Annotated in this window: 19 protein-coding genes; 3 read left to right on the plus strand and 16 right to left on the minus strand. The window is 39.8% G+C overall.

Annotated features, from left to right (window positions below):
* Nucleotides 1-43: 43 nt before the first annotated feature.
* The 8 genes from lysA to MKY65_RS12665 form a co-directional block, all read right to left on the minus strand.
* Nucleotides 44-1369, minus strand: a complete 1326-nt coding sequence (gene lysA / locus MKY65_RS12630; protein ID WP_339177335.1) for a diaminopimelate decarboxylase — start codon at nucleotides 1367-1369, stop codon at nucleotides 44-46.
* Between the two features lie 220 nt (nucleotides 1370-1589).
* Nucleotides 1590-3062, minus strand: coding sequence for a spore germination protein (locus tag MKY65_RS12635; RefSeq protein ID WP_339177337.1), 1473 nt, complete (start codon nucleotides 3060-3062; stop codon nucleotides 1590-1592).
* Between the two features lie 123 nt (nucleotides 3063-3185).
* Nucleotides 3186-3614 carry a stage V sporulation protein AB gene (locus MKY65_RS12640; RefSeq protein ID WP_042534236.1) on the minus strand — a complete coding sequence of 143 codons (429 nt, stop codon included), beginning with the start codon at nucleotides 3612-3614 and terminating at the stop codon, nucleotides 3186-3188.
* Nucleotides 3592-4209: a stage V sporulation protein AA gene (locus MKY65_RS12645; RefSeq protein WP_339177340.1), complete on the minus strand. Its 618-nt coding sequence runs from the start codon at nucleotides 4207-4209 to the stop codon at nucleotides 3592-3594. The genes MKY65_RS12640 and MKY65_RS12645 overlap by 23 nt, the downstream gene beginning before the upstream one ends.
* 246 nt (nucleotides 4210-4455) lie before the next feature.
* Nucleotides 4456-5208 (minus strand): RNA polymerase sporulation sigma factor SigF, encoded by a 753-nt coding sequence (gene sigF / locus MKY65_RS12650; RefSeq protein WP_042534240.1) that lies wholly within the window; start codon nucleotides 5206-5208, stop codon nucleotides 4456-4458.
* A gap of 10 nt (nucleotides 5209-5218) precedes the next feature.
* Nucleotides 5219-5659: an anti-sigma F factor gene (spoIIAB, locus tag MKY65_RS12655; RefSeq protein WP_042534241.1), complete on the minus strand. Its 441-nt coding sequence runs from the start codon at nucleotides 5657-5659 to the stop codon at nucleotides 5219-5221.
* Nucleotides 5656-6009, minus strand: coding sequence for an anti-sigma F factor antagonist (gene spoIIAA / locus MKY65_RS12660; RefSeq protein ID WP_042534242.1), 354 nt, complete (start codon nucleotides 6007-6009; stop codon nucleotides 5656-5658). Before spoIIAA ends, spoIIAB begins: the two co-directional genes overlap by 4 nt.
* Nucleotides 6010-6201: 192 nt before the next feature.
* Nucleotides 6202-7380: a D-alanyl-D-alanine carboxypeptidase family protein gene (locus MKY65_RS12665; RefSeq protein WP_339177343.1), complete on the minus strand. Its 1179-nt coding sequence runs from the start codon at nucleotides 7378-7380 to the stop codon at nucleotides 6202-6204.
* 894 nt (nucleotides 7381-8274) lie between these two features.
* On the opposite strand from MKY65_RS12665, the gene MKY65_RS12670 reads away from it, so the two are divergent.
* Complete coding sequence (locus MKY65_RS12670) at nucleotides 8275-8997, plus strand: 3-ketoacyl-ACP reductase (protein ID WP_339177344.1); 723 nt, start codon at nucleotides 8275-8277, stop codon at nucleotides 8995-8997.
* 66 nt (nucleotides 8998-9063) lie between these two features.
* Here MKY65_RS12670 and MKY65_RS12675 read toward each other — a convergent pair whose 3' ends face one another.
* The 4 genes from MKY65_RS12675 to MKY65_RS12690 all read right to left on the minus strand — a co-directional run bounded on the left by MKY65_RS12675 (nucleotide 9064) and on the right by MKY65_RS12690 (nucleotide 12784).
* Entirely contained in the window at nucleotides 9064-10356 is a 1293-nt protein-coding gene (locus MKY65_RS12675) for a pyrimidine-nucleoside phosphorylase (RefSeq protein WP_339177346.1), read from the minus strand.
* Between the two features lie 18 nt (nucleotides 10357-10374).
* Nucleotides 10375-11553 carry a phosphopentomutase gene (gene deoB / locus MKY65_RS12680; RefSeq protein WP_339177349.1) on the minus strand — a complete coding sequence of 393 codons (1179 nt, stop codon included), beginning with the start codon at nucleotides 11551-11553 and terminating at the stop codon, nucleotides 10375-10377.
* Nucleotides 11554-11693: 140 nt separating this feature from the next.
* The gene (gene xerD / locus MKY65_RS12685) at nucleotides 11694-12584 is read right to left on the minus strand and encodes a site-specific tyrosine recombinase XerD (RefSeq protein ID WP_339177351.1); all 891 of its coding nucleotides are present in this window, start codon (nucleotides 12582-12584) and stop codon (nucleotides 11694-11696) included.
* A 2-nt stretch (nucleotides 12585-12586) separates the two neighbouring features.
* Entirely contained in the window at nucleotides 12587-12784 is a 198-nt protein-coding gene (locus tag MKY65_RS12690; protein ID WP_042534254.1) for a DUF4227 family protein, read from the minus strand.
* Nucleotides 12785-13022: 238 nt separating this feature from the next.
* On the opposite strand from MKY65_RS12690, the gene MKY65_RS12695 reads away from it, so the two are divergent.
* Nucleotides 13023-13883: a fructosamine kinase family protein gene (locus tag MKY65_RS12695; RefSeq protein ID WP_339177354.1), complete on the plus strand. Its 861-nt coding sequence runs from the start codon at nucleotides 13023-13025 to the stop codon at nucleotides 13881-13883.
* Nucleotides 13884-14043: 160 nt separating this feature from the next.
* Here MKY65_RS12695 and MKY65_RS12700 read toward each other — a convergent pair whose 3' ends face one another.
* The 3 genes from MKY65_RS12700 to MKY65_RS12710 form a co-directional block, all read right to left on the minus strand.
* The gene (locus tag MKY65_RS12700; RefSeq protein ID WP_042534256.1) at nucleotides 14044-14520 is read right to left on the minus strand and encodes a Fur family transcriptional regulator; all 477 of its coding nucleotides are present in this window, start codon (nucleotides 14518-14520) and stop codon (nucleotides 14044-14046) included.
* 202 nt (nucleotides 14521-14722) lie between these two features.
* Complete coding sequence (gene spoIIM / locus MKY65_RS12705) at nucleotides 14723-15367, minus strand: stage II sporulation protein M (protein ID WP_339177357.1); 645 nt, start codon at nucleotides 15365-15367, stop codon at nucleotides 14723-14725.
* Between the two features lie 126 nt (nucleotides 15368-15493).
* Nucleotides 15494-16036 (minus strand): NUDIX hydrolase, encoded by a 543-nt coding sequence (locus MKY65_RS12710; protein ID WP_193062202.1) that lies wholly within the window; start codon nucleotides 16034-16036, stop codon nucleotides 15494-15496.
* A 389-nt stretch (nucleotides 16037-16425) separates the two neighbouring features.
* Here MKY65_RS12710 and MKY65_RS12715 point away from each other — a divergent pair, with 389 nt between their 5' ends.
* On the plus strand, nucleotides 16426-17346 hold the full coding sequence (locus MKY65_RS12715; RefSeq protein WP_339177360.1) for an aldo/keto reductase: 921 nt from the start codon (nucleotides 16426-16428) through the stop codon (nucleotides 17344-17346).
* 122 nt (nucleotides 17347-17468) lie between these two features.
* Here MKY65_RS12715 and MKY65_RS12720 read toward each other — a convergent pair whose 3' ends face one another.
* Nucleotides 17469-18275: an SDR family oxidoreductase gene (locus MKY65_RS12720; RefSeq protein WP_339177362.1), complete on the minus strand. Its 807-nt coding sequence runs from the start codon at nucleotides 18273-18275 to the stop codon at nucleotides 17469-17471.
* Nucleotides 18276-18353: the final 78 nt, after the last annotated feature.

Here is an 18353-nt window from a genome sequence, read left to right on the forward strand (position 1 = left end):
TCCTTCTAAAAACAATTATACTTTATTTTACCACTTATTCCGTTCAAGTAAAGCTCTTTATCCCATCATAAGACAGATCATTTTTAACAATATCTTGATATGTTTCTCTCCTGACGACAAGATGATCCTGCCCTTCTTCAATAAACACAACAGCAGGTTTGGTCAAACGATTGTAATGGCTTGCCATCGAGTAATTATACGCTCCTGTCGAGAACACAGCCAGGATATCCTTATCCTCAATACGCGGCACTGGAAGGTCCCAAATCAGCATATCACCAGATTCACAGCACTTCCCTGCGATAGAAACTTCTTTTTCCGGACTGGCTTGCGGACGATTTGCAATCACCGCATCATATTTTGATTGATATAATGCAGGGCGAATATTATCTGTCATCCCGCCATCAATGGAATAATATTCTCTCACACCAGGAATTTTTTTGTTAGATCCGATTGTATATAACGTAATTCCTGCATCGCCTACAATCGAGCGGCCGGGCTCAATCCAAATCTCTGGAAATTTCATCTTATATTTATCGCAATTTTCCTCCACGCTGTCAATCATATCTTTCACATATTCCGCCAGCGGAAGCGGCTGGTCATCTTCGGTATAACGAATGCCAAATCCTCCGCCTAAATTTAGTACATCCGCTTCAAATTGGTATTTCTGCTTCCAATCCTCCAGCTTAGCAAAAAGGATAGCCGTTGCTGCTCGAAAACCATTTGTTTCAAATATTTGTGAACCAATATGACAGTGAAGGCCTTTCAGGTGAATTCTCGGATGTCCCAAAACCTTCTTAAGAGCCTCTTCTGCTTGTCCATTTTGCAGATCGAACCCAAATTTAGAGTCTTCATTCCCTGTCATAATGTATTTATGCGTCTTTGATTCCACACCAGGGGTTACCCGGAACAACACATCCATCGTTTTATCCTGGTTGATTAGCTCTTGGTTCAACAGCTCAATATCATGAAAATTATCAATCACGATACAGCCGATGTCATGCTCCACAGCCATCGCAATTTCCTGTTGATTTTTGTTATTGCCATGCATATGAATTCTTTCAGCAGGAAATTCTGCTTGAAGTGCTGTATATAATTCACCTTCAGAAATCACGTCTAGACATAACCCTTCTTGTTTAGCAACCTGAAGCATTGCAATGGTTGAAAACGCTTTGCTCGCATAGGCGACCCTTCCAGCAATTCCTGCATCGCGAAACGCTTGAACAAAAGCTCTCGCATGCTTGCGGATCATTTCTACGTCGTAGACATATAAAGGTGTTCCATATTTTTCTGCTAATTCGATGGTGTCCACACCACCAATTTCTAAATGTCCCTTTGTATTGACGGTAAAGGGGTGTGCATCAAGTATCATTCTTTTTCCCCCATTGTTTAAATAATTAAATACTTTATCACAAGACAGTAAATAATGAAAGCAAAAAACAATACTTCAGCCAGAAGGAGATGCAACAATCAATAAGTTGTCATAAACAAAGGTTGAGGGCTTGCTGTACTTCCTATTCGCAGTCCCCCCATTTTTTCAGCCGGCAAGTAACCGGAAGGCGCCCCTGTCCCTGTCTTTTTGAACAGCTTTTCTAAGGACGGCGATAGTTATTACGCGGATGTACAATACTCGGACGATGTTTGTTATTTGGAACCGGCATCCGAAATATAATTTGTTTCATTGCATTTAAATTAAAAGGAAGCAAAGGCCACATATATGGAGTCCTCATCGATCTGATCTGAACAATAAATAAAATATAAAGGGTAATCCCGATCATATAGCCGGGAAAACCGAATAATCCTACCGCAAGAACCAGAATAATCGTTACTACCTTATTCGCAACACTTAACTCATAGCTTGGTGTCACATAATTTCCAATAGCAGCCGTTGAAATGTATAAAATAACCTCAGGCGAAAACAATCCGACTTCAATCGCTATTTCCCCAATTAAAACAGCTGCAATTAACCCCATCGCTGTGGATAAAGGAGTCGGGGTGTGTATCGCTGCCATTCTTAAGAATTCAATCCCTATCGTTGCAATAATAATCTGAACGGTTATTGGAATGTTCCCTTCATCATTGGGTCCGATAAAACTCAATTTATCCGGCAGAAAAGACGGTTCAACCGCAAACAGAAGCCAGGTCGGCAAAAGAAATAATGCTGCCAGCACAGCAAGAAAGCGAATAAAACGAATACATGTACCGATTGTCGGCACTTGCCGATATTCTTCCGCATGCTGCAAATGATGAAAAAAAGTTGTTGGAATAATAATGGCACTGGGAGAAGTATCGACAAATATAATGACATGGCCTTCTAATAAATGGCTTGTCGCTACATCTGGTCTCTCTGTATATCGAACCAGCGGATATATATTCCATTTTTTAACCAATAAAAATTCTTCTAATGATTTATCAGACATCGACATACCGTCGACCTGAATTTTTCCAATCAGATCTTTTAAGTGCTTTACTAAATTCGGATTAGCTATATCTTCAATGTAGGTGATACAAACATCTGTTTTCGAACGTTCGCCAACCTTCATCATTTCATTCCGCAAACTTTCGTCCCGCAAGCGTCTTCTGGTGAGCGCCGTGTTTTCTACAATATTTTCTGTATACCCATCCCTTGATCCGCGAATGACTTTCTCTGTATCCGGTTCTTCCGGAGTTCTTCCGGGATAATTACGCACATCAATAATTTGTGCATATTCTTTTCCATCAATAAATACGGCAATCAGACCGCTGAGTACTTCATCAACTGCTTCATCCATCGTTTGAACATGTTCTACCTGCTGATGGACCAGCCGGTTCTCAATGATTTTTCCAATCTTGTCACTTTCTGATTCATTATCATTGATTTCAACCATTACTTTTAAAATCTGCTGCACAACGGACGTATCCGTCAGACCATTTACATAGTACATCTGGATACGCTGATTCAGGACGACTGTCTCCCTGTATCCCAAATCATACGATTTTTCTAAGCCTACCCTCTTTTTCATATACGCATAGATATCATCAATATGAGGAGAGATTGGGCTCTTTTTTTCTTTATCTGTCTGCATATAATCACCTTCTGTTTGTCAGCTTATATTGGAAAAGCAAAAATGTTTTGCGTCTCAGCTTCTTGGTTGTAAGCTTGAATTTATCAAGTATTTATAAATTTGGATAAAAAAACCTGCTGTATTTTACCGGACAAAATAAACCCACTGAAACAGCGAACCAAACACTTTACCCAGCATCAGGGCCATCATAAATAAAATGACATAGCCGTCCATACCTATCCTCCGAGAGAGAATCGGGAAAACATTTAATACTTCTGTTAACGCTGCAGCAAGCATTCCGTTAAAAATGCCATGAAATAATCCCCATAGCATCAACGCAAAAACAGATTGTGACGTTGAAATAGGGGCAAAAGAGAAATAAGTCCCAATTAATAAACCAATAATAACTGCCGCTCCATAAACTTTGATGTATTTCTCTGTCTTGCTTAATTGAATCAGCCTCGGAATAATCCCCAATACCGTAATAAAAGCAACAAAACCCGCACCCACTGCAACTCCGCTGCTGAAGCCAATAAAAATTTGCAGGATATTAAGAAGAATTTCTTGGATCATTCAGTTCATTTTCCATTGTATTGATATACTGCTGTAAATCCTGCTGATAATTAAAAATTTCTACTTCCAGCGGACTTGGCTCTTCATTAAATCTTTTTTTAAACCAATGATTAAAAAAAAGAATGGTCCCTACGCCAAGACCTAATGAATAAGGAATCTGGATCCATAAAGGATACTCATTTTCCGTGCCAGTCAGGAGAAAATGCAGTTTTTGCTGGACGGGCTGCATGCTTACATCATAATGAAAGTTCATAATAGTCATTGCTGATCCGACAAACAGCAGCAGCCAGACAAATGTAAGAACCAAAGGATGCGTTGCTTTTTTACGCGGTTCAATTTGTATCAGCGTTTGTTCCGGTCCGAGCAGCTGAAATTCAATATCGGAATATTCCTTTGTAAGGTGATCAATTACCAAAAAGCTGTCAATTACCAAGATGTTTTTATCTTTTTTGGATAGGCGGTAAATCGACGTATCTTCCAATAATTCCTTTTTGTTTGACTGTGTGGATATATAAGCAATATCTTTTAGTTTGAGCTCCTGCCATGCTTCCAGGACTATTTTTTTCCGCATTCTTATATATACAAGCTCTGCCATGGTTAACTCACCCTTATCTTCATTTCCTTAACCAATAGTATTTGTTAAAAGAGAACAAATTATTACAAGGCTTTACTCAGCAGGGGTCTTATAAAAGACTTCGATGGAACGAGTAATCGCAGTCCCGATTTTAGCTGTTTACTCACTCCATGAAACCTGTTGAAATGGTTATTTTCAGCTTTTTTCATATACTTTCTCAACTGAAAAAAAGCTTATCTGTGTGAGTCACACAAATAAGCTTTCCTCTTAGCCTGCATCCATATTTTTTTTCATATCCTCTAAAATCTTTTTCTCCAGCCTGGACACCTGTACCTGGGAAATTCCGAGCCTTTCCGCTACTTCGGTCTGTGTCTGGTCTTTATAATATCGTAGGTAAATAATTAACCTTTCCCGTTCAGTAAGCGACCGGACGGCTTCCTGAATGGATAATTTCTCAAACCATCTGGAGTCCTGCTCCGCGATTTGGTCTAATAAGGTAATGGAATCTCCGTCACTTTCATAGACCGTTTCATGAATGGATTGAGGTGATTTTGCTGCCTCCTGTGCATGTACAATTTCTTCTGGTTCCAGCTCTAAAGCTTCTGCCAGCTCATTTACAGATGGAGAACGGCCTAAATCTTTCGACATTTCTTCCCGTTTGCGGCGGATTTTATTCCCCATCTCCTTCAGAGATCGGCTGACCTTCACACTGCCATCATCACGAATAAAACGTTGTATTTCCCCAATAATCATGGGAACGGCATAGGTAGAAAATTTAACATTGTAGGATAAATCAAATTTATCCACTGCTTTGATCAGCCCGATGCTCCCAATTTGAAATAAGTCATCTGGATCATATCCACGATTAACAAATCGCTGCACAACAGACCAGACAAGCCGGACATTTCGGCGGATCAGCTCTTCTCTTGCTTCGTTGTCACCGGATTGGCTTAACCGGATCATTTTCTTTACCTGCTCATTGGAAAGCTGCTCTCTTTCCTCCGTTTTATGAATATTCACGACAGAGACCTTAATTATATACCGTTTTTGATTTGGATAATTGCTTTTTCATATAAACGGAAGTCCCTTTTTCAGGAGCAGAAATGACTTCCACGGTATCCATGAAATTTTCAATGATTGTAAAACCCATGCCGGATCGTTCCATTTCTGGCTTTGATGTATATAAAGGTTCCCTTGCTTCATCAATGTTTAAAATACCTTGTCCCTCATCACGGATGGTCAGCTCTATTTCTCCATCGTATAGAACGCAGTCAATATATACCTTATGATGCGGTTCGCTTCCATAGCCATGAATGATGGCATTTGTCACTGCTTCTGAAACAACGGTTTTAATTTCTGTTAATTCCTCCATTGTCGGGTCCAGCTGTGTGATAAACGATGCGACAGCAACTCTGGCAAAAGCCTCATTTTCACTGATACTTGAAAAAGAAAAAGACATTTCATTTCTCATGATGTCACCCCCAAGCCTTGAAGTGCGCGTTCTTCATTTTCTTCTAAACGAATAATTTTGTAAAAGCCTGACATATCAAATAGACGATGCAGTGAAGGAGACACAGAACAAAGAACCATCTCTCCTCCTAATTGAACAATTTCTTTATAACGTCCTAAAACAACCCCCAGCCCAGAACTGTCCATGAAACTAACTCCGTTTAGATTCAAGATGATATGCTTGATGGAATGCATATAAATCCAATCCTTCCACGTATCTCTCAATCCTTCTGCCTCATGATGATCCAGTTCACCTTCCATACGTACAATCAGCACATCGCCTCTTACTTCAAATGTTGTTTGTAATCCCATGTGCAAATGCTCCTCCTCTTTGTTGTGAAATAGTTGTGTTTTTGCTTAAAATACATCTTTAAAAGTCCGGGAAAGAGAACAGGAAATTCTTTCTCAAGCTCTTTTTACGGACTTTCGGAATGTCCTTAGTTAGTGTATTCTCTAAACAAATGACTATTTCCTGCTACTCGACAAAAGAAGTGGAAATCCGTGTTAATCGGCTGCTTTCACCATTTTTTGCATGGTACGTTTTGCTAATTCTAAAACAGATGCTTCGCTGATATCCTCGTTCACAATAAGCGGGGTAGCGTATACAGACTCATCATTTTCTTTGACGGTGAGCTCTCCAACCACGGTGCCTTTTTTAACTGGGAATTCCCAATTATCCTGAATGGAAACTTCTGTTGTGACAGCTGCTTCTTCCTGCCCTTTTTTCTGCAGGGTATGCACACTCTGTTCAGTAACAATATCAAAATGATGCGGATCTGCTTTTATTTTGTTCAGCTCCATTACAGTTTCTTCTTTGGCAAAAAGCTGCTCCGTTTGGTAGCTTTGGAATCCATAATCCATTAATCCCGATATCATTTTGTTACGTTCTTTAGGCGTTTCTGCTCCCATAACTACAGCGATAACCCGCATATCATCGCGTTTGGCTGTAGCTGTAAGACAATACTTTGCTTCATTTGTATAACCCGTCTTCATGCCATCTGCCCCCGGGTATGAACGAATCAGCTTATTTGTATTTACCAGCCAAAACTCATTTTCCTCTCCCTGTCGTAAATAATCTTCGTAAATGGATGTATAATTTGTGATATCTTCAAAATGTAATAATTCCCTCGTCATCACTGCCATATCATAGGCGCTGCTATAATGATCGGCTGCCGGCAGCCCGGTTGTATTCGCAAAATGAGTATTCTCTAATGCAAGTTCTTCCGCTTTTTTATTCATCGCCCGGACAAATTCCTCTTCTGTTCCAGCAATCTTCTCTGCCATGGCAACACTGGCATCATTTCCTGAAGCAATCGCTATTCCTTTTATCAGATCATCAACTGACATTTCTTCCCCTGCCTCCAAGAATACCTGTGACCCTCCCATTGAAGCAGCATATTCACTGACGACAACAATGTCTTCTTTGGAGATTTCCCCTTTTTCTAAAGCTTCCATAATAAGAAGCAAGGTCATTATTTTAGTCATACTGGCTGGCGGTAATTGTTCATGCGCATCTTTATCAAACAATACCGTGCCTGTGTTTTGCTCGATTAAAACACTGGATAATGCATCCTCAGCTAACTTTGTTTCTTCTTTATTTTCTTCATTCGCTAAAACGGTTGAATAGTTAAAAAATATCGTTCCAATAAGTAATCCAATCATGCATAAGATTCGTCTCTTCATACTGCTTCCCTCCAAATTACAATAATACTGTTAGGATTTCCATATTGACGCTATTTCATACTATTTTTTGATTAACTCGGCTTTCGCACATTAAAAAGTAAATTCATTTCCATAGAAACAGGAGTTGATCGTTCCTTTGATAACTTCCTTGACAAAGATATAGAAGGCGAAGTGTAAAGCGCCGCTGCGGCGGACCGTTTTGCTTTCCTAGGGGCACGCTCTTCAGCTAACTTTTGCCAAGAATAGCACTTGGCAAAAGTGGATCTTCAGATGGTGCTGATCCCTCAGGAGTCAAAACGGTCCGCCTCCGCTAGTAGGATATTCTATACGTGAAAAAAACTCACCAAATAGATGTTTAATCAGATAGAACATCTTTTTCATGCTGCATGGTAAAATGTTCCGCCAAGATTATTTTCTGTGCATGGAAGCGATTCCCTGTATTTCATATCCATACTGTCATGATTGGGTTGTTCAGACGAAAGCTGCTATTTCCTTCAGCTCATTAAAATTTTATTTCTTTTATTCGCTGTAGAATCCTAACAGAGCGCAGGCCAACCACGCAGACTCCTATGGGAACAGGGCGAGCTGAAGATCCACTTGAAAAGCGGTTTTCTTTTCAGGTTAGCTGAAGCCGTCCCCATGGAAAGCGGAGTGGTTGGCCGGAGCGGAGCTATGCACCATCACCAATTCCAAAATGGCCGGATATTTCACCAAAATGCAAGCATGGCAATCGAGAACATGTTCGCCCTGGAATAGCTGGCAAGATATATATGCTTATTCTTAGGTGCGAAAGTTGAATGATTAAGAAATGAAGGAGAGAGCATCTTTTTTGTTGTTCAGCAAACTCTCATCTATACTAGGATGAGAAATGGGATAAAGAAGGGAGTTTTGGAAATGGGTCAAGATGTAAGGGGTAAAATTGCTTATATTACTGGCGGGAGCAGCGGGATTGGCAAAGCAACCGCCCGCCAATTTGCGAAAGAAGGCATTCATCTTGGTTTGATTGCCAGAAACCAGGAAAAGCTGGAAAATGTAGAAAAGGAGTTAGAAAATGAAGGTGTGTCTGTTGTCACCTGCAGTGCGGATATATCGAAGCATGACCAAGTTAAATCTGCGGTTCAGACGCTAGAACAGCAATTAGGCAAAGCAGATATTTTGATTAATAATGCAGCAATAAGCGATTACGGCAATTTTCAGGATATGGATGAGGAAGTATGGAAGCATATTTTTGAAGTAAATGTTTTTGGAACATATCATATGCTGAAGGAAGTGCTGCCGCATCTTGTCAGCAAGCAAAAAGGAGACATTATTAACATTTCTTCCAGCAATGGATTAAAAGCAACAGCAGGCTCAACTGCCTACAGTGCCTCTAAATTTGCCATTCAGGGCATGTCAGAAGCTCTGATGCAGGAGGTACGCAGAGAAAACATCCGTGTATTTACCATGAATCCCAGCTTAGTTGCAACTGAGCTAGCTTTTGGCGATGAATTAGAAGAAAAGAACGAAGATAAGTTTATGCAGCCGGAAGATATCGCCGAATATATAACAGCTCAATTAAAATTAAATCAGCGTATTTTTATTAAGCAATCTGCACAATGGGCGACCAATCCATTTTAAAAAGAGAGAAAAGAGCTTTAGACACTATACAGTGATTTCTAAAGCTCTTTTTCCACTCGTCTCTATTTAATGAATAACATCAATAACACTTGGATTTACTTGAACGGGACTTTCTGAAATTGTAATTGCATCCTTTATTTTCTGAATGACAGCTGCATTATCTTCTATATTAGTATGAATGGTTGCAAGCTTATCGCCAGCCTGCAGCTTATCACCCAGCTTTATATGAAAGGTGATTCCTACTTGATGATCGATTTGATCATCCTTTGTTTTTCTGCCGGCGCCGAGCAGCATAGCAGCCTCTCCCATCTGCTGTGTTTCGACAGAAGAAATATACCCTGCTTTCTCTGCAGTCACATCAATAGATTGCTTTGCTTCGATTTCATGAATACTGGACATATCCCCATCCTGTGCCTCAATAAAGGTAACAAACTTCTCATAAGCATCTCCATTTTGAATCACTTCTTCAACCAATTTTCTGCCTTGTTCTTCCGTGGTTGCTTTTCCGGCCAGATAAACCATTTGCGCAGCAATCTCTACAGAGACATCATATAAATCCTGACTATATTCCTGGTCACGTAATAATTTTACTGCCTCCAGCACTTCATTTCCATTGCCAATCTCTGTGCCAAGAGGCTGATCCATATTGGTTAAAACAGCCACGGTTTCCCGATTTAACTTTTTCCCGATGGCAACCATTGTTTCCGCAAGCTTCCTTGCTTCCTCTTCTGTTTTCATAAAAGCGCCATTGCCGACTTTAATATCTAATACGATAGCATCTGCTCCGGAGGCTATTTTCTTACTCATGATGGAGCTTGCAATTAATGGAATAGAGTCAACCGTACCTGTCACATCTCTTAAAGCATAAATCTTTTTATCCGCAGGTACTAAATTCCCTGACTGTCCGACCAGCGCGATACCTAATTCTTGTACCTGCTCTTTAAACCTGTCTAACGGAAGCTCTGTATGAAACCCTTTAATCGATTCCAGCTTATCTACTGTTCCGCCCGTATGACCTAGTCCGCGTCCGCTCATTTTTGCAAAAGGGATGCCTAAGGACGTGATAATCGGAGCGACTACTAAACTGACCTTATCCCCTACGCCGCCAGTAGAGTGTTTATCTACAACCGTGGTATTTAAAAAGGATAAATCAATGGTTTCCCCGGACTTCACCATGAAGTCTGTAAGTGCAGAGGTCTCATCACTGTTTAAACCTTGAAAATATACGGCCATCAACCAGCTTGCGATTTGATAATCCGGTATCGTATCGTTGACATATCCATCTATCATATACTCGATTTCTTCATAAGATAATGCTTCCCCATATTTTTTCTTATTGATAATCTCTACCGTATTCATGTTAATCGCCCTCTCTATTTATTTAATATCGTCTAAAAAGCTCGTACCATGTTCCGGTAATGTAATATTAAAATTGTCTGCAATGGTTGCACCGATATCCGCAAAGGTTGTCCTGACCGGCAGCTCTTTCCCTTCTTCAATACCTGTGTGGTAAACAAGCAGCGGCACATATTCGCGGGTATGATCCGTTCCGTGATGTATCGGATCATTGCCGTGGTCAGCTGTAATAATCAATAAATCATCTTGCTGCAGCTGATCAAGAATTTCCGGCAGCTGTTTATCATAGGTCTCCAGCGCTTTTCCATATCCCATTGGATCTCTGCGATGGCCATACTTTGCATCGAAATCAACCAGGTTAAGGAAGCTTAAGCCGGTGAATTCCTTTTTCAACGAATCACTTATTTTCACCATTCCATCATCGTTATCCTTTGTACGGACTGCCTCTGTCACTCCTTCCCCATCATAAATATCAGATATTTTCCCAAGTGCGATAACGTCAATTCCGGCATCTTTTAATTCATTCATCACTGTGCGCCCAAAAGGTTTTAATGCGTAGTCATGTCTGTTGGATGTGCGTTCAAAAGCCCCCGGCTCACCTACGAACGGACGGGCAATGACACGCCCTACCATATACTTCTCATCCAGTGTGAGCTCTCTGGCAATTTCACAAATCTGATACAATTCATCAATAGGAACCACATCCTCATGAGCAGCAATCTGCAGAACAGAATCTGCCGATGTATACACAATCAAGCTGCCCGTTTCGACATGTTCTTTTCCAAGTTCTACTAATATTTCTGTTCCAGATGCCGGCTTATTGCCAATTACTTTTCTTCCAGTCTTTTCTTCTAATGCTTGAATAAGTTCATCTGGGAATCCATCCGGGAACGTTCGGAATGGCTGATCGATTCGGAGCCCCATAATTTCCCAATGACCAGTCATGGTATCTTTTCCATTAGAAGCTTCCTGCATTTTTGTATAATGTGCTTTAGGCTTGGCCGCCGGAGCAACCCCTTTAATTTCACGAATATTGCTCAGGCCTAAGCTTCCCATCGTCGGCATATCCAGCCCATTCATTTCTTCTGCAATATGACCTAGTGTATCCGCTCCCAAATCATCAAACTTCGCAGCGTCCGGTGCTTCTCCAATCCCTACTGAATCCATGACAATTAAAAATACACGTTTAAATGATTTCATTTGTATCTACCTCCTATGTACTATATTCCCGAAACTACGGTTCCGTATGATATTTATTATAGATGTTAGATGTCTGACAACAAAAGGTCAATGAAATCCCTTTTCGTTGAAATGCTTTTTTACAATTAATAAAGATAAAATTAAGCTCTAGGATGATAAGATTGATAGATATCCTTCAGCCTAGCTTTCGTTACATGCGTATAAATTTGTGTTGTCGATATATCCGCATGCCCAAGCATCTCTTGTACAATTCTTAGATCTGCTCCGTTTTCCAATAGATGTGTGGCGAAAGAATGCCTTAAAGTATGCGGAGTGATTGTCTTATGAATATCAGCTTCTATAGCCAATCCCTTTAAAATTTTCCAAAATCCCTGTCTGCTTAAAGGACGGCCATGCTGATTTAAAAAAAGTGCACTCTCCTGTTTGTTTTTCTTCACAAGCTCTTTTCTCGCCGTTTGTATATAATCCTCCAGAGTTTTTCTGGCTGTGTCTCCCAGTGGAACAATCCTTTCTTTCGAGCCTTTCCCCATACATTGGACAAAGCCCATCGTCAGGTGTAAATCCTCCAATTTCAAACCTATCATTTCAGATACACGCAAGCCCGTGGCATATAATAATTCTAGCATCGCCTTGTTGCGAAGCGACAGCGTTGTTGCAGTGTTCATACTTAATAATCGGTCTACTTCCTCCTGGGAAAGCGTATCCGGAAGCTTCCGGTCTTTTTTCGGAGTCTCAATATGCAGACTGGGATCTGTATCAGCAATTCTCTCCCGTATTAAAAATTGGTGAAAGGATCTGATAGAAGAAATATGCCTCGAAATCGTAGCAGTCGACTTACCGTTGTCTTTTAGCTCATACAAAAAGCGCATAATATCATTTCGGGTGATTTCATTCCAAACATTATAGCCGATTTGGGTCAAATGTTTCTCGTAAGCAGTAAGATCTCTCTGATAGGAAGTGATGGTATTATCTGACAATCCCTTCTCTACCCGCAGAAAATGAAAAAAATCTTCTAATGCATATTTCAACATATTTATTCCCCTTTCAGAAAATCAAATGGAAACCAGGGAATCCCCTCCTCCACCACCTTAACCGCTGGTCCTTCCGGCAAATCATAACGATGCATTTCTTGAAACTCTTTATATATAAAATGCAGACAAACCGAAAAAAAGCAAGCACCTATCATAAACCAAATAAATATTTTAACAGTTTCCTTAACATGCTTCTCCATACTCTAACCTCCCTGTGCTGTTACGCTGTATCACAGCCAAACACGCTTATAGTTAGAATATGCAAACAAGCTCTTCAAAAATACAAGAAAAAGATGCGGACAGGAACAAAACCGGTACATCTCCTTCTGTTAATATTATACAATGATTGGAAGCAGAGTTAAACTACAAACACTTTTACACTTTTGTGTCATCCAGATTTTTGCCATACTAAAATTAATCAAAAAGGAGGTATTACAGGTGCTTGGAGAAAAATTAAAACAATTAGGTGACAACTCCGCTATCGAAACAAAGACGCCCGTTTCCGGCGGCGATATTAATCAGGCTTACTATGTAAAAACCGGAAAGCAGGAATACTTTATAAAAGCGAATCAAAATGCAGCCAGTGATTTTTTTCAAATAGAAGTAAATGGACTGGAAAGAATTCGTTCGACACAGACAATTGCTGTACCTGAAGTATACTACTTTGATAATTACGCCGGAAATGAAGAAATGATGCTGATCATGGAGTGGGTTGAGGGAGAAGAAACTGCAGCTGCAGAGCAGCGTTTAGGCGAACAGCTGGCCTCGATGCATTTATTCGGCGGCTCCACAGCATATGGTTTAGATCAATCAACTTATGTTGGAAAATTATCTCAGACAAATGAATGGTATACCAATTGGGTGGATTATTATCGTGAGCATCGGCTGCAGCCTCAATTAGATTTGGCAGTGCAGTCCAATCGGATGAACCAAAACAGACGTTTAAAACTAGAGGCATTGATTCGTGATTTAAATCTCTATCTCCCCAATCAGCCCAGGGTCTCTCTATTACATGGCGATTTATGGGGAGGCAATTGGATCACAGGGCGCGCAGGACAACCTTATCTGATTGATCCTTCTATACTTTACGGGGATCATTTATTTGAACTAGCTTTCACGGAACTCTTTGGCGGATTTTCCAATACGTTTTATTCGCAATATCAGGAAGCAATGCCACCAGCTGATTATTATCAGGACGTGAAGCCGATTTACCAGCTTTTCTACTTGCTTGTTCATTTAAATATGTTTGGCGAGGTCTATGGTGGCAGCGTAGATCGCATTTTAAAAAGATATATTTGAATTTCTTCACCGGCTTCAGCCAGGCGGCAGTGTGTAATGACATTCTGCCGCCACCAAAGCATTTGCTGCCGCAGACGATCCCTGTTGCTTATCAATATGTATTTTGCTCCAAATAAAAATAAAACCTTTCTCTCCCGGAAAAAGGTTTTACTCTCATAACTTATGTTGCTTTTTGAACATCTTCTTTTTCTGCTGCAGCTGCTTTTTGGCATTGGCGACAAATCCCATGAAAAGTTAAGCGATGATCCTTCACCTCAAAGCCCCAGTCATTTTCAACGATTTGTTCTACTTCACCTAATAAATCATTTTCAATTTCTTCAACAGAGCCGCATTCAATACATACTAAATGATGATGGAAATGCTTTGCGCCTTCTTTACGCAAATCATATCTGGATACACCATCACCAAAATTAATTTTGTCTACTATTTTCAATTCGGATAATAATTCTAATGTACGATAAACGGTTGCCAGACCAATTTCTGGTGATTTCTCCTTTACAAGAAGATACACATCCTCCGCACTTAAGTGATCGTCTTCTCTTTCCAGAAGCACTCGAACCGTAGCTTCCCTTTGGGGAGTTAATTTGTAGCTATGCGAATGTAGCTGTTTTTTTATTTTTTCAATCCGGTGTTCCATGGATAGTCGCCTCCCTCACTCTACATTTTCATTATATGCATCTATCTTCCATGTGTCAAAGGTATTCTCAATTGTTAATAATAATTATTATAAAATAACATAAATTATTATATTAAAATAAATACCTTTTATCAAGCAATAAGCAAGTAATGTAAAATGTTAAGGAGTTAAGGTAAAGAAACTTCATTCTCCCGCTGGAGGATTATCCATGATACCTCTCTATCCATTCTAACAGAAGTGTATTTGACAGATAAGCTTCCATCAAAGCTGCTAATGCTGTACATACAATTAAAATTGCAAAAGTGATAAGCAATCTTATAAAAGGCGGCCATACTTCCTGGTACTGATGCTTTAATAAAAGCTTCTGCCATAAACCAATTGAAAATATCATAGCCGCACTTCCCGCAATGATATATATAGGGATAATCAATAGGTTTTGAGGAGCAATCGATATCGTTGATAAAAGAAGCCCTTGCCCTCCCAGCTGATTGACCATAAAACCGACTGAAAAACCGACAACGAGCCCTTTCATGAATATCATAATCCAAATAATAGGGAGCCCAATCATACTCAATGCCAATAATATAATAAAAGAAAGATACTTAATATGATAAAGAAGACTTTGAATAAATATATCCTGACGTCCGATAACTTCTCCTTCATTTGTTTGCTGCGTAAAGAATCGTTCCAGGTAAAAGAACAGATTTTGTTTTTGTACAAAATCCATACTATTTACCAAGATAGCCCCGAACACGATACCTGTTAAAAAAAGAATGGCAGTAAATACATAAATGGTTGTGTGCCGTTTTATATGCCCGATTAATAAATGTTGAGAGGTATTATACATTGAGATCCTCCTGACTTCACTATAGTTCCTATACTTCAAACTATGAGAATCCCTCTTAAAACATACCTATTAATTTTTATCTTTTAATAGAGCAGGTAGAACGCGTCCGGTGAAAAACTTATTTTCTTATTTCGTTAAAGCATGTAAATAAAGAACAGCATAGTTCGTTTTTGCGTCTTGAATACGCCCTTCTTCCACGAGGTCTTTTGCTTCATCTAACGTCACTTCCATAATCTCCACAAATTCATCGTCATCGCCCGCCGGCGGATTTTCCATTTTAATTAAATCATTGGTGACATAAACATACACCAGTTCATTAGCAAAGCCTGGAGAGGTGTAAAAAGAGGTCACTTGCGAGAGATTAGTTGTTGTATACCCTGTTTCCTCTTCCAGCTCACGGACTGCCGCAGTTAATGGATTTTCATTCTGCTCCAGCTTCCCTGCCGGAATTTCTACTAATGTTCTTTCCAATGGTTTGCGATATTGTTCTACAAGTACAATTTTATTATCTGGTGTAATTGGAATAATTGCTACGGCGCCTGGATGATAGACAAGCTCTCTTTGTGCTGTTTCTCCGTTGGGAAGCCGTACCTCATCCAGTTGTACATCAATAATGTTTCCTTCAAATATTTTTTTGGATGTCATTGTTTTTTCTTCAAAACGTTGCATATATGCTATTCCACCTTTTCGTCATTTAGTGCAGGTTAACAGGCTGACCCGCCCTCAGTTTGAACAAGTACTTCTTCATGGACAATCGCCTGTGAAATTCCTGCTGAATACAATTGCGTTATATGTGTCTTTCCATTCATTTTATTCGCAGAACTCTATTGTAGCAAGTCTCTTTCTTTTTTTCTTCTGATTTGATTTCTTTTTCTATGACAGACGGTATTTTATTTCTTAACCATTCATTACTTTCAGATACTGATTATCATTCCCATCCACCCCATAAACGATTTGATAGAAATGACTTATTTCATGCGTTAAAAAAGTGTATTAATTGTATTCTTTTCTATCACCCTCTACAATATATGCATACCGGATTTACAAGGAGGAATAGCATGAAGAAACGGCAGCTTGGCAAAAGCGATATCGAAATTTCTGATTTAACTCTTGGCTGTATGTCGTTGGGAACAAATGTGCAGCAAGGTAAAAAAATGATTGATTATGCGTTAGATAAAGGAATCAATCACTTAGATACGGCAGACCTTTATCACTTTGGCGAGAATGAAAAAATCGTTGGAGAAGCAATAAAGCATCGCAGATCGGATGTAGTTGTGACAACAAAGGTCGGAAACCATTTTGAAAAAGGTAAAGATGATTGGTTCTGGGATCCTTCGAAGAAATATATCCACAAAGCCGTCCGTGACAGTTTACAAAGACTGAATACAGATTATATTGATGTCTACATGCTTCATGGCGGCACATTGGAGGATCCAATCGATGAAACCATTGAAGCTTTTGATGAACTAAAGAAAGATGGCCTAATCCGCGCCTATGGTATTTCGTCCATCCGTCCAAATGTTGTCCGGGAATATGCCATCCGCTCCTCTATTGATATTTTAATGACACAGTACAGTCTTCTAGACAGAAGACCAGAGGAAGCCATTCTACCGATTGCAGAGGAATATAAAATCGGTGTTGTTGCCCGCGGTCCGCTGGCACAGGGACTATTAAGCAATAAAGCCGATGAAGTTCTCGATAAAAAAGCGGAGGCCGGCTATCTCGACTATTCCTACAGCGAATTAAAATCACTTTATTATGAATTGGAACAGGCGTTGCCGGATAGTTCTCTGCAGCAATTAGCAATGTATTATGCAGCTAATCATCCTGCGATTACGTCGACCGTTTTTGGAGCAAGCTCTCTGGAGCAATTAGAAAAGAATATTGCAGTTCACCAATCAATTAACGAAATCACCGATGCAGCTTATCCTATTCTGCAGCAGCTGTCCAAAGCTTCACAGTATGAGCAGCATCGTTAAAAACGGCGGGGGTTCCGCAACTTCATAAGTCTGTTACAGCATTTCCAAAAGAACAGGTCTGCTTCCCCTGAGTGATGATGCTCAGGAAAAGCAGACCTGTTTTATAAGATATACTTACTCTACTATTTTTTATCAAATTGAGATTGAAGTACTTTCTCCATTAACCCTGGAAATAAGCGATACAGAATACTTCCAGCTTCCATCCACCACGGCATATTGATTTCTCTTCTATTGGAAAATAAAGAATGCACTACCTTTGAAGCTACTTTTTCAGGAGAAAGCATATACTTTTCTACATTCTGCTGGTATTTGCCCTCCTTATCAGCCATCTCAAAAAAGTTTGTTTTCACAGGGCCCAGATTAACAGAAGTGACCGTCAGGCTGCTCCCCCTTGTCTCTTGTCTGAGTACATTTGTAAAGCCCAGCATCGCATGTTTAGACGCAGCATACCCTGCTGCTTTCGGTGTTGGCAATTTTGCAGCCTGGGAAACAATATTAATAATATGCGATTTCCCTTTAAACTGCAGAAAATGTGGCAGAAAGGCTTTTGCATATTGCATCCCTGCTAAAACATTCACCTGAAACATTTCCTCCACCTCATCCATATTTAATTCTTCAATCGAATCAAATACACCAAAGCCTGCATTATTGATTAATCCATGAATACGCTTCTCAGTCTCCAGCATATCATTAATCTGTTCTTCAATTGCTTCCCTTGAAAATGTATCAATGGGATAAACCCTGCAAATGCCGTTATTTGCTTCTATTTCATCTGCTAATTCTTGCAGCAATTCTTGTGACCTTGCGATTAAAATAGGTATACCGCCATGAGCAGCGATTTCTATAGCGATCTCTCTTCCGATTCCTTTTGATGCACCGGTGACAATAATTTTTTTATCTTTAACAAAATGATTTCTTCCTATTCTCATATTTATCGACCCTTACTTCATATAATGATTTAAAGTGTGTGACCTTGCTTTCAATGTGTGAACATCGTCTATTAGATG

It is taken from the genome of Oceanobacillus sp. FSL W7-1293, from assembly GCF_037969815.1.
Classification (GTDB): Bacteria; Bacillota; Bacilli; order Bacillales; family Amphibacillaceae; genus Oceanobacillus; species Oceanobacillus oncorhynchi.